The following is a 15582-nucleotide window of genomic DNA, read 5'->3' as shown; positions in this document are numbered from 1 at the left end:
TGGTGATCCACGGGAATTGAGCAAGATCATCGCGGTGGTCGCGGTGTGCCCGATCCTCGTCGCATGGCACTTCGATCACGCACACGCAACACCACGGCGACCAGCGGACCGGGGCGCGGCCCTCGGTCCGACGTCCGCGCCCGCCACCCACGACGCACTCGGATTCGGGGGCGGGCCCGGCAGCGCCGTGCGCCGGCGGAGGAGCTGAGGCGCAGGGCACAGGTGCTCTTCGCCGAACGGCCCACGGAATGGGAGGAGTCGGGAGCCGGGCCTCCGGAAGTCGGCTCGGTGGGCAAGGCCGGTGAAGACGGCGGATCCGGTGCCGGCCCCGACGGGGCCCATGGCAGGTCCGGTGAGGTGGCCGTCCCGACGTGGCGGACTCGGTTCGGGCCGGCTTGGCGGGAGCGCATGCCCTTGTGGTTGCAGGCGCGGTGTGGGCTGGAACGGCGGAGCCTGGTCGCGCTCACCGTGGTGCTCGTGCTCGGCGCCGGGTTCGCCGTGCAGCACTTCTGGGCCGGCCGGACGCAGTCGGTGCGGGCGCCCGAGGTGGTGCGGGCGGCGGCCTCGTACGGGCAGGGCGAGCCGGGTGAGGAACCCATGGCGGACGCCTCGGCGGCCGGTGCGCAAGAGGCCGGGGGCACGGCCGCACCGGAGATCGTGGTGGACGTCGGCGGCAAGGTGCGCGAGCCGGGGATCCATCGGCTGCCGGCCGGGTCCCGTGTCGTCGACGCCCTTCGCGCGGCCGGCGGTGTGCGCCCCGGCACGAAGACCGACGGCCTGAACCGGGCCCGGTTCCTGGTGGACGGCGAGCAGGTGATCGTGGGCGGTCCGGCTGCCGTTGCCGGAGCAGCGCCGGGCCCGGGGGGCGCGGCCGTCCCCGGTGCGGCGCCCGCCGGGCCGGTCTCCCTCAACACGGCCACCGCCGACCAGCTCGACACCCTCCCGGGCGTCGGCCCGGTGCTGGCCCAGCACATCATCGACCACCGCACCCGGCACGGCGGCTTCCGCTCGGTGGACGAACTGCGCGAGGTCAACGGCATCGGCGACCGCCGCTTCGCCGATCTGCGCAACCTGGTACGGCCATGAAATCCTCGTCCGGTACGGCCCCGACGGACTCGGAACCCGGTACGGCTGAGGGGCTCGACACCCGCCCACCCGACCTCACGCCGGCCCCTGCCGCCGTGCACGCCTCGTCGGACGGACGGCTCGGCGTCTCCCACCCCCGTCAGGAAGGACCGACGGACCTCCGGCTCGTACCGCCCGCCCTCGCCGCCTGGGCAACGGCGGCGCTGACGCTGGACGCCCCACCGCTGTGGGTTGTCGGTACGGCGGTCGCGAGTCTGGTCGTGGCCGGCGTACTTCTCCTGTCACCGCGAGGCGCAGGACGTGACCGCCGACCCGGCGGGCGCATGCGCATCACCCGCTCGCGCCCCGCGGCCGCCGCCGTGCTGCTCTGCGTCGCCGCGGCCGCCGTCTCCGCCGGACTGCACGGGGCCGACCTGCGGCGCGGCCCTGTGCCGGGGCTGGCGCAGCAGTACGCCACCGTGACCGTCGAGGTCGAGGTCACCGCCGATCCCCGCCTCACCCGGCCCCGGGTCACGGGAAATCACATGGCACCGACCTCCGTCCTGATCCACGCGGACGCGCGACGCGTCGAGAGGACGGACGGCACGGCCGTGGCGACACGAGCACCTGTGCTGATGATCGTCGACGGGGGACCGGGTGTCCTCGACGGCGGTGAGGGTGGACGGAAGACCCACGGCACCGAGGAGGAACCCACCGCCTCGGACGGTGACGACCCGCCGCGCTCCTTGCGCGACCGCCGTTCGCCCTGGCTGCGACTGCTGCCGTCCACGCGGCTGCGCGTGACCGCCCGGCTGGCGCCCGCGTCGGCGGACGGGGACCGGATCGCGGCGGTGCTGCGGGTGCGCGGCGCGACGGCACCGCGCATCGTGGGGGAGCCGTCGGCGGCGCAGCGGTTGGCGGGGCGGTTGCGGGCCGGGCTGCGGGAGGCGACCGACGGGCTTCCCGCGGACGCCCGGGCGCTGCTGCCGGGCCTGGTCGTGGGCGACACCTCGCGGATCACCCCCGAGCTCGACGAGGCGTTCAAGGAGACCGATCTCGCTCACACGCTGGCCGTCTCCGGAAGCAACCTCACGATCATCCTGGCCCTGCTCATCGGCCCGCCCGGCCTGGCCCAACTGGTCGAGCGCCGCGGTCTCGCACCCCGCCTGGGCATCTCCCTGCGCTCGACGGCGCTGCTCGGCGGAGCGCTCACCCTGGCGTTCGTCGTGGTGTGCCGGCCGGACCCGAGCGTTCTGCGGGCGGCGGCCTGCGGAGCCGTCGCCCTGCTCGCGCTGGCGACCGGACGCCGCAGATCACTGATCCCGGCACTGGCGACGGCCGTACTGCTACTGGTGCTGTACGACCCATGGCTCGCCCGCAGCTACGGCTTCCTGCTCTCCGTCCTCGCGACGGGCGCCCTGCTCACCCTCGCTCCCCGTTGGAGCGCGGCGCTGCGTGGGCGAGGGGTGCCGCCGAGAGCGGCCGAGGCGCTGGCGGCCGCGGCTGCCGCGCAGGCGCTGTGCGCGCCGGTCGTCGCCGTGCTGTCGGCCCGGGTGAGCCTGGTGGCGGTGCCGTGCAATCTGCTCGCCGAGTTCGCTATCGCACCGGCCACCGTGCTCGGTTTCGCGGCACTGGCGACCGCGCCCCTCGCGATGCCGCTGGCGAAGGCCCTGGCGTGGTGCGCGAGTTGGCCGACCGGCTGGATCGCGGACGTGGCCAGGACCGGCGCCGCACTGCCCGGGGCAGGAGTGGACTGGCCCGGCAGCTGGTCCGGCGCGGCGCTGCTCGCCCTCGCCACGCTGGTCGTCCTGGCCGCCGGCCGCCGACTGCTGCGGCATCCCTGGTGGTGCGGGGTCTGCGGGGCGGTGCTTTTGCTGGTGGTCGTGCAGCCACCGCCGTTGACCAGGGTGGTGACGGGGTGGCCGCCGCCCGGGTGGCGGTTCGCGATGTGCGATGTGGGACAGGGCGATGCGACGGTGCTCGCGGCGGGTGAGGGGACGGGCGTGGTCGTGGACGCCGGCCCGGATCCGACGCTGGTCGACCGATGTCTGCGCACGCTCGGCATCACCAGGATTCCACTTGTCGTGCTGACCCACTTCCACGCCGACCATGTCGCGGGCCTGCCCGGTGTGCTGCGGGGACGTGCGGTGGGCGCGATCGAGACGACGGGGCACGAGGAGCCCGTGGACCAGGTGGGGTTCGTCCGCAGGGAGGCTGCCGCCCGGGGCGTTCCCGTCACAAGGGCAGCCGCCGGGGAGGAGCGGCGCGCCGGAGCGCTGAGCTGGCGGGTGCTCTGGCCGCCCGCGCACCCGGCGATGGCACCCGAGAGTCCGAACGACGCCAGTGTCACCCTGCTCGTCCGTTCGGCCGGCCTGCGGCTCCTGCTGCTCGGGGATCTGGAACCTCCGGCTCAGCGGGCGTTGTCGAGATCACCGGCGGGAGCCCTGCTGGGCGGTGTGGATGTGCTCAAGGTCGCCCATCACGGCTCGGCGTACCAGGACCCGGAGCTGATGCGCAGGGCGGCGCCGCGGCTGGCGTTGATCAGCTGCGGTGAGGACAACCCGTACGGCCATCCCGCTCCCAGCACCGTCGCGGCGCTACGGGAGCAGGGGGCGCTGGTGCTGCGGACGGACGAGGACGGGGCCCTGGCGGTGGCGGGTAGGGGCGGGGCGCTGCGGGTGGCGGGAGACTGAGGGCATGGACTCCGTAGACGTTGATGCCTATCTCCGCCGCCTGGGTGTCGAACACCCGGCGTGGCCCACCGTGGACGTGCTGCGCGAGCTGCATCTGCGCCATCTGCAGACCGTGCCCTTCGAGAACCTGGCCATCCACCTCGGAGAGGAGATCGTCCTGGAGGAGAAGCGGCTGCTGGACAAGGTCGTGGGGGCGGCGAGAGGCGGGTTCTGCTACGAACTGAACGGGGCGTTCGGGACGTTGCTCACCGCGCTGGGCTTCGATGTGACGCTGCTCGCGGCGCGGGTGCACGGGGAGGAGGGGCGGCTCGGGATTCCGTACGACCACATGGCGCTGAAGGTTCGGACGGTGGACGACGGGACATGGCTGGCGGACGTCGGGTTCGGGGCGCACAGCCACTATCCGCTGGCGTTCGAGGCGCGGGGCGAGCAGCAGGACCCGGCGGGCGTGTTCCGGATCGTCGAGGCCGGGCCGGACGCCGCCGGCGCGCGCGGCGGGTACGACCTGACGGAGGCCGCGGATCTGGAGGTCGTCATGTCCGGCCGACCGGAGTACCGGCTGGAGCGGCGGCCACGGGTGCTCGGCGACTTCGCGGCCGGGGCGTGGTGGCACAGCACCTCGCCGAGCTCGCACTTCACTCAGTCGCTGGTGTGCTCACGGGTGACGCAGGACGGCGGGCGGATCACGCTCAGCGGCCGTACGTTCAAGACGACGGCGGCCGACGGGGCGCGTGCGGAGCGGGAGTTGGACACCGACGAGGAGGTGCTGGAGGTGTACCGGGAGCGGTTCGGGATCGAGCTGGACCGGGTGCCGACGGTGCGAAGGCCCGGTCGGGGCGACTGACTCGGGGGAGTGGAAACGGCGAGCGGCGACCACGGCAGGAGCCCGGCGCAGGTGCGTTCCCGCGGTGCCCGAGAATTGCTCCGTGAGCGATGTGAGACATGTGCTGGTGCTGCCTGATCGTGACGCGGCGGAGGAGGTCGCGGAAGCGCTCGGGGAGCGGTTCGGGGTCGATGAGGAGCCGCGACTGGTGCGGGACGCGTTGGCCGGGGAGGACGACGCGGAGGACGCGCAGTGGCTGGTCGTGCTGCGGGACGAGGCCGGGCGGCTCGACCCGGCCGAGCTCGACGAGTTCGCGGGCGAGTGGGACGGGTGGCGGGAGGAGCCGTAGCCTGACCGGCGCCGGGTTCTCCGGGTTCTCCGGGTTCTCCGGGTTCTCCGGGTTCGCGGGATCATCGGGCTCGCCGGGATCATCGGGCTCGCCGGGATCATCGGGCTCGCCGGCCTCGCGGGCTCGCCGGGCTCATCGGGCTCACCGCCGTCGTCGGCCTCTCCGGGAGCGCCGGGTTCTCAGGCTCCCCCGGCCCCGGCGAGCGCCCCGCCCGTCGCGGCCCTCGCTGGTGCGGACCCGCCCCGGTGTCCGGCCGCCGTACCGTCGTCAACCTGACCGCCGACACCCCGGCCCGCGCCCGGGACACCGTCGTGCGCAGTCACCGTCGTCCCGGTGCCCGAATCCCGAAGCCACAGTTCGGTAGCCGTAGCCGTAGCCGTAGCCGTAGCCGTAGCCGTAGCCGTAGCCGTAGCCGTAGCCAGAGCCGAAGCCCGCCCTCACCCGCCCACCACCCCCACAACGTCCCGAGCGACCCCCCTGTCAGTGGCCCGTGCCATCCTTGTCGCGATGGCCAGGAAGACTGCTGATGACGATCCCCTTGCCCCCGTGACCCTCGCCGTGGGTCAGGAGGAGCTGTTGCTCGACCGTGCCGTGCGGGAGGTGGTGCTCGCGGCGAGGGCCGCCGATGCCGATACGGACGTGCGGGAGCTGACCCCGGACCAGCTGCAGCCCGGCACGCTGGCCGAGTTGACCAGTCCCTCCCTGTTCGCGGAGCGCAAGGTCGTGGTCGTGCGCAACGCCCAGGACCTGGCGGCCGACACGATCAAGGACGTGACGGCGTATCTCGCCTCCCCGGCCGAGGAGATCACGCTGGTGCTGCTGCACGCCGGTGGGGTCAAGGGCAAGAAGCTGCTCGACGCCGCGCGCAAGGCGGGTGCCCGGGAGGTGGCCTGCCCGAAGATGACCAAGCCGGCGGACCGGCTGGCGTTCGTGCGCGGCGAGTTCCGGACGGCAGGGCGGTCGGCGACGCCCGAGGCCTGCCAGGCGTTGGTCGACTCCATCGGCAGCGATCTGCGGGAGCTGGCGTCCGCCGTCAGCCAGCTGGTCGCCGATGTCGAGGGGACGATCGACGAGGCGGTCGTCGGCCGGTACTACACCGGCCGAGCCGAGGCGTCGAGCTTCACCGTCGCCGACCGGGCGGTCGAGGGGCGGGCCGCGGAGGCGCTGGAGGCGCTGCGGTGGTCGCTGTCGACCGGGGTGGCTCCCGTCATGATCACCAGCGCCCTCGCGCAGGGGGTGCGGGCCATCGGAAAGCTGTCCTCGGCGCGCGGCGGCCGCCCCGCCGACCTCGCGCGGGAGCTGGGCATGCCGCCGTGGAAGATCGACCGGGTGCGGCAGCAGATGCGGGGGTGGACGCCGGACGGGGTGGCGGTCGCGCTGCGGGCGGTCGCCGAGGCCGACGCCGGTGTGAAGGGCGGTGGGGACGACCCCGAGTACGCCCTGGAGAAGGCGGTCGTGGTGATCGCGAGGGCCGCTCGTTCCAGAGGGCGCGGCTAGGGGCGGGGGAGGAGAATCGGGCGTATCAGCCGTATATCGCCGGACTGGGAAAGGTGGCGACCGTCATGGCTGAACACCCGCATGCGGCTCTCGTCCGCAAGGGCTACGAAGCCTTCCAGCGCGGAGACATGGAGACCCTGCGCGGCATGATGACCGGGGACTGCGCCCACCATGTGCCCGGCTCCCACCCGCTCTCGGGGGACTTCAAGGGGTTCGACTCGATCGCCGAGGGGTACTACGCCCGGTTGTCCTCGGAGACGGGCGGGTCGTTCCAGGTCGAGCTGCGCGACATCTTCGTCGACGGCCGTGGGCACGCGATGTCCGTGCACCGCTTCACCGCCGACCGGGGCGACAAGCACATCGACGAGAACGGCGGCATCGTCTTCCGGATCGTCGGGGACAAGATCACCGACCTCGACGAGTGCATCGCGGACATCGACAGGGCCAACGACTTCTGGTCGTGACCGGCGTCCCCCACACCCAAGGACAGCACCGGACACCCAAGGACAGCACCGGACACCCAAGGACAGCACCGGACACCCAAGGACAGCACCGGACACCCAAGGACAGCACCGGCGGCAGGACCAAGACGCCGGCGCCCCCCGGTAAGCCGGGAGCATACCGAAGGCCCCGGCGCCCGCTCTGGGGAAGAGCGGGGCACCGGGGCCTTCGGTTCACGATGCTGAGCCCGTACCCGCGTGGCGAACGCAGGCCGCGTACAGGCTCGGGGTGCCGGACGGGAGCGGATGAGAGAGGGCCCGCTCGATTCCCTCCGGCGGTCAAATCAAGTGTCAGCCCTTGAGCGCAGCGACCTTGGAAGCAAGCGCCGACTTCTTGTTGGCGGCCTGGTTCTTGTGGATGACGCCCTTGGAGACGGCCTTGTCGAGCTGACGCGCGGCAGCGCGCTGGTACTCGGTGGCCTTCTCGACGTCACCCGCGGCAGCGGCCTCACGGGCCTTGCGGATCGCGGTCTTCAGAGAGGACTTCACGGCCTTGTTGCGCAGCCGAGCCTTCTCGTTGGTCTTGATCCGCTTGATCTGGGACTTGATGTTCGCCACGAATGAGCCTTTTCAGGTTCAGGCACGGGGCCAGGAGCCTCACGAGGAGACCGGGTCCCGTGCCAGGTGATTTCTTGAGGATGTGCCTCGCGCTGAGAGGGCATGAGACACAGCCACCCAGAGTACCAGTGGCCCGGCCGACGGCCCAAAACGGTCGCCGGTCGCCGCCCATGGGACCATGGAACCTACGTATCGATCCGACCCGAGGCATAAGGCGCCTCAAGAGACAGGACCCTGCGTGCCCGCGACCCCTAACAATGTGCCCGAGCCGAGCCGTACCGACCCGGCTCTGATCCGCAATTTCTGCATCATCGCGCACATCGACCACGGCAAGTCCACGCTCGCCGACCGGATGCTCCAGCTGACCGGTGTGGTCGAGCAGCGGCAGATGCGTGCTCAGTACCTCGACCGGATGGACATCGAGCGTGAGCGCGGCATCACGATCAAGTCCCAGGCGGTGCGTCTGCCGTGGGCTCCGACCCACGACAAGAACAACACGCACATCCTCAACATGATCGACACCCCGGGGCACGTCGACTTCACGTACGAGGTCTCGCGGTCGCTCGCCGCCTGCGAGGGGACCATCCTCCTCGTCGACGCCGCCCAGGGCATCGAGGCCCAGACCCTCGCCAACCTCTACCTGGCGATGGAGAACGACCTCACGATCATCCCGGTGCTCAACAAGATCGACCTGCCGGCCGCGCAGCCCGAGAAGTTCGCCGAGGAGCTCGCCAACCTGGTCGGATGTGACCCGTCCGACGTGCTCAGGGTCTCCGCGAAGACCGGTGTGGGCGTCGACGCGCTGCTCGACAAGGTGGTCGCCGAGGTCCCCGCGCCGGTCGGCGTCAAGGACGCCCCCGCCCGCGCGATGATCTTCGACTCGGTCTACGACTCCTACCGCGGTGTCGTGACGTACGTCCGTGTCATCGACGGTCAGCTCAACAAGCGCGAGCGCATCAGGATGATGTCGACGGGCGCCACGCACGAGCTGCTGGAGATCGGGACGAACTCGCCCGAGATGCTGTCGGCCGACGGCCTCGGCGTCGGCGAGGTGGGCTATCTGATCACCGGCGTGAAGGACGTCCGCCAGTCCAAGGTCGGTGACACCGTCACCAGCCAGCACAAGGGCGCCACCGAGGCACTCGGTGGGTACAAGGACCCCAAGCCGATGGTGTTCTCCGGGCTCTATCCACTGGACGGCTCCGACTACCCCGAGCTGCGCGAGGCCCTGGACAAGCTCCAGCTCAACGATGCCGCGCTGGTCTACGAGCCGGAGACCTCCGCGGCCCTCGGCTTCGGCTTCCGCGTCGGCTTCCTCGGCCTGCTGCACCTCGACGTGATCCGCGAGCGGCTGGAGCGCGAGTTCGGTCTCGACCTGATCGCCACCGCGCCGAACGTGGTCTACCGGGTCGTGATGGAGGACGGCAGCGAGCACACCGTCACCAACCCGAGCGAGTTCCCCGAGGGCAAGATCAACGAGGTGTACGAGCCCGTCGTACGCGCCACGATCCTCGCGCCGACCGAGTTCATCGGCTCGATCATGGAGCTGTGCCAGACCCGGCGCGGCACCCTCCTCGGCATGGACTACCTGTCCGAGGACCGGGTGGAGATCCGCTACACCCTGCCGCTCGCGGAGATCGTCTTCGACTTCTTCGACCAGCTGAAGTCCAAGACCCGCGGGTACGCCTCGCTGGACTACGAGCCCACGGGCGAGCAGACCTCCAGCCTGGTCAAGGTCGACATCCTGCTGCACGGCGACAAGGTGGACGCCTTCTCGGCGATCACCCACAAGGACCAGGCGTACGCGTACGGCGTACGGCTCGTCGCCAAGCTCAAGGAGCTGATCCCGCGGCAGGCGTTCGAGGTGCCGGTGCAGGCCGCCATCGGCTCCCGGGTGATCGCCCGCGAGACCATCCGCGCCATCCGCAAGGACGTCCTCGCCAAGTGCTACGGCGGTGACATCTCCCGTAAGCGCAAGCTGCTGGAGAAGCAGAAGGAAGGCAAGAAGCGGATGAAGATGGTGGGTTCGGTGGAGGTCCCGCAGGAGGCCTTCATCGCCGTACTGAGCAGTGATGACAGTGCGGGATCGGCCAAGGGCAAGAAGTAACCGCAGGTAGCGCCGGGTGACCCGGCCGACAGCCGTCACAGGGGCCCGCCGTGCGACATCACGGTGGGCCCCTGGGCGTCTGTGAGGGTGATTCCGTGCGGAAGTGACAGGCCGCGGGACCTTACGCCGAGCGCTGCCGACCTTTACTCTGATCCCTGCTCGATAGTTACTCACGAGTTAAACAACGTGAGTGAACCAGCCGCACAGTGGAACCAGCCGCACAGCCGCGGGCCCCCGGAGGATGTCGTGAGCGACACACAGACACTGATCGAGAACCGTCCGCCGACCGTGGCGGCCCTCTTCCTGGAGCGTGTGGCGGCCACACCGGACGCCGAGGCATACAGGTATCCCGTGCCGTCGGCCTCGGGGCAGGGCCCGGACGACTGGAAGTCGCTGAGCTGGGGACAGACCGCGGAGCGGGTCTTCGCCATCGCGGCCGGGCTCATCGAGCTGGGCGTCCAGCCCGAGCAGCGCGTGGCCCTCGCCTCCTCGACCCGGGTCGAGTGGATCCTCGCCGACCTGGGCATCATGTGCGCCGGCGCAGCGACGACCACCGTCTACCCGCAGACCAACGCCGAGGAGTCGGCGTTCATCCTCGCCGACTCCGAGAGCCGGGTGCTCATCGCCGAGGACGCCGCCCAGCTGGACAAGGCGCGGGAGAAGCGCGCCGAGCTGCCGCATCTGACGCATGTCGTCGTCATCGACCCCGCCGGCGTCGAGACCGCCGACTGGATCCTCACTCTCGACGAGCTGGAGAAGCGCGGCGCGGCCCGGCTGGAGAAGGACGCCGACCTGGTCAAGGAGCGGGTCGGCGCCATCACCAAGGACCAGCTGGCCACCCTGATCTACACCTCCGGCACCACCGGCCGCCCCAAGGGAGTGCGGCTCCCGCACGACAACTGGTCGTACATGGCGAAGGCGATCGCCTCGACGGGCCTGGTCGGCTCCGAGGACGTGCAGTACCTGTGGCTGCCGCTCGCGCACGTCTTCGGCAAGGTCCTCACCTCCGGTCAGATCGAGGTCGGCCACGTCACCGCCGTCGACGGCCGCGTCGACAAGATCATCGAGAATCTGCCGGTCGTGCAGCCGACGTACATGGCGGCCGTGCCCCGCATCTTCGAGAAGGTCTACAACGGGGTCGCCGCCAAGGCCCGCGCGGCCGGAGGCGCCAAGTACAAGATCTTCCGGTGGGCCGCCGAGGTCGCCCGCGAGTACGCCAAGGTCACCCAGGACAACTTCCGCCGCACCGGCACCCACTCGGCGCCCTTCGGGCTCGCCGCCAAGCACAAGGTCGCCGACACGCTCGTCTACGCCAAGATCCGCGAGGCGTTCGGCGGCAACCTGCGCGCCTGCGTGTCGGGCAGCGCCGCCCTCTCCCCGGAGATCGGCTACTTCTTCGCGGGCGCCGGCATCCACATCCTGGAGGGCTACGGCCTCACCGAGTCCTCGGCCGCGTCCTTCGTGAACCCCGGCGAGGCCTACCGCACCGGCACGGTCGGCAAGCCGCTGCCCGGCACCGAGGTGCGGATCGCGGAGGACGGCGAGATCCTGCTGCGCGGTCCCGGGATCATGGAGGGCTACCACGGACTGCCGGAGAAGACGGCGGAGGTCCTGGAGTCGGACGGCTGGTTCCACACCGGTGACATCGGCGAGCTGTCGGCCGACGGGTACCTGCGCATCACCGACCGCAAGAAGGACCTCATCAAGACGTCGGGCGGCAAGTACATCGCGCCCGCCGAGGTCGAGGGACAGTTCAAGGCGGTGTGCCCGTACGTGTCCAACATCCTGGTGCACGGGGCCGACCGGAACTTCTGCACGGCGCTGATCGCCCTGGACGAGATCGCGATCACGGCGTGGGCCGAGGAGAACGGGCTCTCCGGGAAGTCGTACGCGGAGATCGTCGCCGATCCGGCCACCGTCGAGATGGTGGACGGTTACGTCAAGAGGCTCAACGAGGGGCTTCAGAAGTGGCAGACCATCAAGAAGTTCCGGCTTCTGCCGCGTGATCTCGACGTGGAGCACGGGGAGATCACGCCGAGCCTGAAGCTGAAGCGGCCGGTCGTGGAGCGGGAGTACAAGGACCTGATCGAGGAGATGTACGCGGGTACGCGGGAGGCGTAGCGCGGCGGGTGACTGGGCGCGGCCACCGCGGGTCGCGCCCACGCGGCGGAGCCGCACCATCGATGCGGCCCCGCGCCTGGCGAAGCCGGCGTGGGCTGACCGGCAGGCCCCAGGTCAGAGCACGCGCCCCGCGCTCGCCAGGTGCCGCAGTTCACGGACCTGGTCGCGGAGCTTGGTGACGTCGGGTGGGTTGTTCCCGTCGAGTTCCTTCTCCAGTGCGGTCAGGCGTATGAGGAACTCGGCGCTCTGCGGTGGTCGCTGGGCCAGCAGGCGGGCCAGCTGCTGGTTCTTGCGGTGCAGGTCGAGGAAGACGCTGACCTTCGCACGCAGCACCCAGGGGTCGAACGGCTTGGTCAGGTAGTCCGCCGCGCCCGTCGCGTAGCCGCGGAACGCGTAGCCGGGGTCGTCCTCCGCACCGGTCAGGAAGATGATCGGGACGTCCTTGGTCTGATCCAGCCGTTTGATGTTCGCGGCGGTCTCGAAGCCGTCCATGCCCGGCATGCGCACGTCGAGCAGGACCAGGGCGAAGCGTCGCCGCAGCAGGGCCTTCATCGCCTCCTCGCCCGAACGCGCGCGTACGAGCGGCTCGTTGAGGGAGCCCAGGACGGCCTCCAGCGCGATCAGGTTGTCCTCCATGTCGTCGACCAGGAGGATGCCGGCACGCTCGTCGGTCGTTGCCTCAGCGCTCATGGTGAAGTGGCCTCATTCGGTGATCGTCGGCGGGACGGCTTCCTCCCCGGAAGCGCTCGGTCCCGGTACCACGGGTTCTTCCGGCTCCGGGGCGCTCTCCTCCCGCGTCGCGCCCTCGGGGTCCAGGAGGTCGCAGACGACGGTCAGCAGCTGATCCACGTTCACCGGTTTGGGTACGTAGTCGTTGGCGCCCCGCGCGATGGACTTCTCCCGGTCGCCCGGCATGGCCTTCGCGGTCAGGGCGACGATGGGCAGGTCCACCCAGCGAGGGGTGCGACGGATGGCGGAGATCGTTTCATACCCGTCCATCTCCGGCATCATGATGTCCATCAGCACCAGTTGGACGTCCGGGTTTCGCTCCAGTGTCTCGATGCCCTCGCGGCCGTTCTCCGCATACAGCACGGGCATGCCGACCCGGCCCAGCACATGGGTGAGCGCGAAGACGTTGCGGATGTCGTCGTCCACGATCAGCACCCGCCGGCCCGGAAGCACCAGGCCCGGCCGGCCGGTCTGCCACGCCTCCAGCTTGGTCGGCGCCGGCCAGGAGTCGTCCATGTCGTGGGCGGTCTGGAGGGACTCGGCCGACAGCTGCTCCGGCACCGGCAGCGAACGGTCCTCGGGCGTCAGGCCGGTCGCGGCGTGCCCAGGGCTCGCCACCGGGACGTACAGCGTGAACGTGGAGCCCTCGCCGGGCTCGCTCTCGGCGACGATACGGCCACCCAGCAGGCCGGCGATCTCCCGGCTGATGGACAGGCCCAGTCCCGTGCCGCCGTACTTGCGGTTGGTCGTCCCGTCGGCCTGCTGGAACGCCTCGAAGATCACCGGGAGCTTCCCCGGGGCGATACCGATACCGGTGTCGGACACCGCGAACGCGATCACGTCGTCGCTCTCCCGGACCAAGCGGTGCTCCGGGTCCTTCACCCGGGTCACACGCAGCTCGACCTTCCCCGACGCCGTGAACTTGATCGCGTTGGACAGGAGGTTGCGCAGGATCTGCTGGAGGCGCTGCTCGTCCGAGTACATCTCGCGGGGCACGCCCTCGCCGACCGACACCTCGAAGGCGAGCCCCCGGTCGATGGTGAGCGGGCGGAACGTGGCGTGGACGTAGTCGAGCAGCTTGATGAGCGGGAGCTTCTTGGGACGTACGTCCATCCGGCCGGCCTCGATCTTCGACAGGTCCAGGATGTCGTTGATCAGCTGGAGCAGGTCGGATCCCGAGCGGTGGATCGTCGTCGCGAACTGGACCTCCTGGTCGGTGAGATGGCCGTCCGGGTTGTCCGACAGCAGCCTCGCGAGGATCAACAGGGAGTTCAGCGGCGTGCGCAGCTCGTGCGACATGTTCGCCAGGAACTCCGACTTGTACTGCGAGCTGGTCGCCAGCAGCGCCGCCTTCTCCTCCAGTTCGGCGTTGGAGCGCTGCAGCTCCGCCTGCTGCATCTGCAGTTCGTCGGAGCGTTCCTGGAGCTGCCGGGCCAGGCGCTGGGACTCGCCGAGCAGGGACTCCGTACGGGAGTTGGCGATGATGGTGTTGATCGCGACGGCGATGGTGTTCACGAACTGGTCGAAGAACGCCAGGTGCACGTCGGAGAAGCGGGAGAAGGACGCCAGCTCGATCACGCCGAGCAGCTTGTCCTCGAACAGGATCGGGATGATGACGACGCTGGTGGGAGCCGCCTCCCCGAGCCCGCTGTTGATCTTGATGTAGTCCGGCGGGGCCTCCTCGACGATGATCCGCTTCTTCTCGCGGGCCGCCTGCCGGACCAGGCCGTGCACCGGGAGACCGCCGGTCTCGGTGGTCGTGCCCTGGGCCGATCCGTACCCGGCGATGAACGCGAGCCCCTTCGCGGGAACGGTCGTCCGCAGGGACGCGCTCTCCTCGTCCGGGTCGGCCAGGAAGAACGCGCCGTACTGGGCGTTCACCAGCGGCGTCAGCTCGCGCAGCAGCAGGTCGGCGACTTCCATCAGGTCCCGGTGGCCCTGCATCAGGGCGGCCAGGCGGGTCAGGTTGGACTCCAGCCAGTCCTTGGCCCGGGTCGTCTCGCGCAGGTTGGCCACCATCAGGTTGATGTTGTCCTTCAGCTCGGCGACCTCGCCCCGCGCCTCCACCGTGATCGAGCGGGACATGTCGCCCTGCGCCACCGCGGAGGCCACCTCGGCGATCGCGCGGACCTGGGTGGTCAGGTTCGACGCGAGTTCGTTCACGTTCGTCGTCAGGCGCTTCCAGGTGCCGTACACGCCCTCCACCCGCGCCTGGCCGCCGAGCTGGCCCTCGGAGCCCACCTCACGGGCCACGCGGGTGACCTCGGAGGAGAAGGAGGACAGGGTGTCGACCATCGTGTTGATGGCGGTCTTCAGCTCCAGGATCTCGCCGCGGGCGTCGACGTCGATCTTCTTGGAGAGGTCGCCGTTGGCGACGGCGGTGGTGACCTGGGCGATGTTGCGGACCTGGGAGGTCAGGTTGTCCGCCATGTAGTTGACGTTGTCGGTCAGGTCCCGCCACACGCCGGAGACGCCCAGCACCTGGGCACGGCCGCCCAGTCTGCCGTCGGTACCGACCTCGCGGGCCACCCGCGTCACCTCGTCGGCGAAGGCGCGCAACTGCTCCACCATCGTGTTGACGGTGTCCTTGAGTTCCAGGATCTCGCCGCGGGCGTCGACGGTGATCTTCTTGGAGAGGTCGCCGTTGGCGACGGCGGTGGTGACCTGGGCGATGTTACGGACCTGGGAGGTCAGGTTCAGCGCCATGAAGTTGACGTTGTCGGTGAGGTCCTTCCAGACGCCGGAGACGCCCCGGACCTGGGCCTGGCCGCCGAGGTTGCCCTCGGTGCCGACCTCGCGGGCGACGCGGGTGACCTCGTCGGCGAAGGCGGAGAGCTGGTCCACCATCGTGTTGATGGTCGACTTCAGCTCCAGGATCTCGCCCTTCGCCTCCACCGTGATCTTCTTGCCGAGGTCGCCCTGGGCCACGGCCGTGGACACCAGGGCGATGTTGCGGACCTGAGAAGTGAGGTTGTCCGCCATGAAGTTGACGTTGTCGGTGAGGTCCTTCCAGACGCCGGAGACGCCCCGCACCTGGGCCCGCCCGCCGAGGTTGCCCTCGGTGCCGACCTCGCGGGCGACGCGGGTGACCTCGTCGGCGAAGGCGGAGAGCTGGTCCACCATCGTGTTGATGGTCGACT

The 15582-nt window shown here is 70.4% G+C and carries 11 protein-coding genes; 8 read left to right on the top strand and 3 right to left on the bottom strand.

The window, feature by feature from the left end; genetic code table 11:
• The first annotated feature begins 63 nt into the window (after positions 1-63).
• The 6 genes from ACFYNL_RS09390 (at position 64) to ACFYNL_RS09365 (ending at position 6891) form a co-directional block, all read left to right on the top strand.
• Complete coding sequence (locus tag ACFYNL_RS09390) at positions 64-1086, top strand: helix-hairpin-helix domain-containing protein (RefSeq protein WP_388799162.1); 1023 nt, start codon at positions 64-66, stop codon at positions 1084-1086.
• Complete coding sequence (locus tag ACFYNL_RS09385) at positions 1083-3758, top strand: ComEC/Rec2 family competence protein (RefSeq protein ID WP_388799159.1); 2676 nt, start codon at positions 1083-1085, stop codon at positions 3756-3758. Before ACFYNL_RS09390 ends, ACFYNL_RS09385 begins: the two co-directional genes overlap by 4 nt.
• Positions 3759-3762: 4 nt before the next feature.
• The gene (locus ACFYNL_RS09380; protein WP_388799156.1) at positions 3763-4602 is read left to right on the top strand and encodes an arylamine N-acetyltransferase; all 840 of its coding nucleotides are present in this window, start codon (positions 3763-3765) and stop codon (positions 4600-4602) included.
• 82 nt (positions 4603-4684) lie between these two features.
• Entirely contained in the window at positions 4685-4930 is a 246-nt protein-coding gene (locus ACFYNL_RS09375) for a hypothetical protein (RefSeq protein WP_388799154.1), read from the top strand.
• A gap of 507 nt (positions 4931-5437) precedes the next feature.
• Positions 5438-6427 carry a DNA polymerase III subunit delta gene (holA, locus tag ACFYNL_RS09370; protein ID WP_388799151.1) on the top strand — a complete coding sequence of 330 codons (990 nt, stop codon included), beginning with the start codon at positions 5438-5440 and terminating at the stop codon, positions 6425-6427.
• A gap of 65 nt (positions 6428-6492) precedes the next feature.
• Positions 6493-6891, top strand: coding sequence for a nuclear transport factor 2 family protein (locus tag ACFYNL_RS09365; protein ID WP_388799148.1), 399 nt, complete (start codon positions 6493-6495; stop codon positions 6889-6891).
• A gap of 327 nt (positions 6892-7218) precedes the next feature.
• Here ACFYNL_RS09365 and rpsT read toward each other — a convergent pair whose 3' ends face one another.
• Positions 7219-7485 (bottom strand): 30S ribosomal protein S20, encoded by a 267-nt coding sequence (rpsT, locus tag ACFYNL_RS09360; protein ID WP_009188551.1) that lies wholly within the window; start codon positions 7483-7485, stop codon positions 7219-7221.
• A 238-nt stretch (positions 7486-7723) separates the two neighbouring features.
• Here rpsT and lepA point away from each other — a divergent pair, with 238 nt between their 5' ends.
• Positions 7724-9592, top strand: a complete 1869-nt coding sequence (lepA, locus tag ACFYNL_RS09355; protein ID WP_388799144.1) for a translation elongation factor 4 — start codon at positions 7724-7726, stop codon at positions 9590-9592.
• 246 nt (positions 9593-9838) lie between these two features.
• Complete coding sequence (locus ACFYNL_RS09350) at positions 9839-11713, top strand: AMP-dependent synthetase/ligase (protein ID WP_388799141.1); 1875 nt, start codon at positions 9839-9841, stop codon at positions 11711-11713.
• A gap of 114 nt (positions 11714-11827) precedes the next feature.
• Here ACFYNL_RS09350 and ACFYNL_RS09345 read toward each other — a convergent pair whose 3' ends face one another.
• On the bottom strand, positions 11828-12403 hold the full coding sequence (locus tag ACFYNL_RS09345; protein ID WP_388799138.1) for a two-component system response regulator: 576 nt from the start codon (positions 12401-12403) through the stop codon (positions 11828-11830).
• A 12-nt stretch (positions 12404-12415) separates the two neighbouring features.
• Positions 12416-15582: HAMP domain-containing protein (locus tag ACFYNL_RS09340; protein ID WP_388799135.1), on the bottom strand; the 3167-nt coding region annotated here is incomplete at its 5' end.

This window comes from Streptomyces sp. NPDC007808 (assembly GCF_042868655.1).
GTDB lineage: Bacteria > Actinomycetota > Actinomycetes > Streptomycetales > Streptomycetaceae > Streptomyces.
The sequence above is the reverse complement of the archived record's forward strand: the minus strand, read 5'-3'. Positions and strand labels throughout refer to the sequence as shown.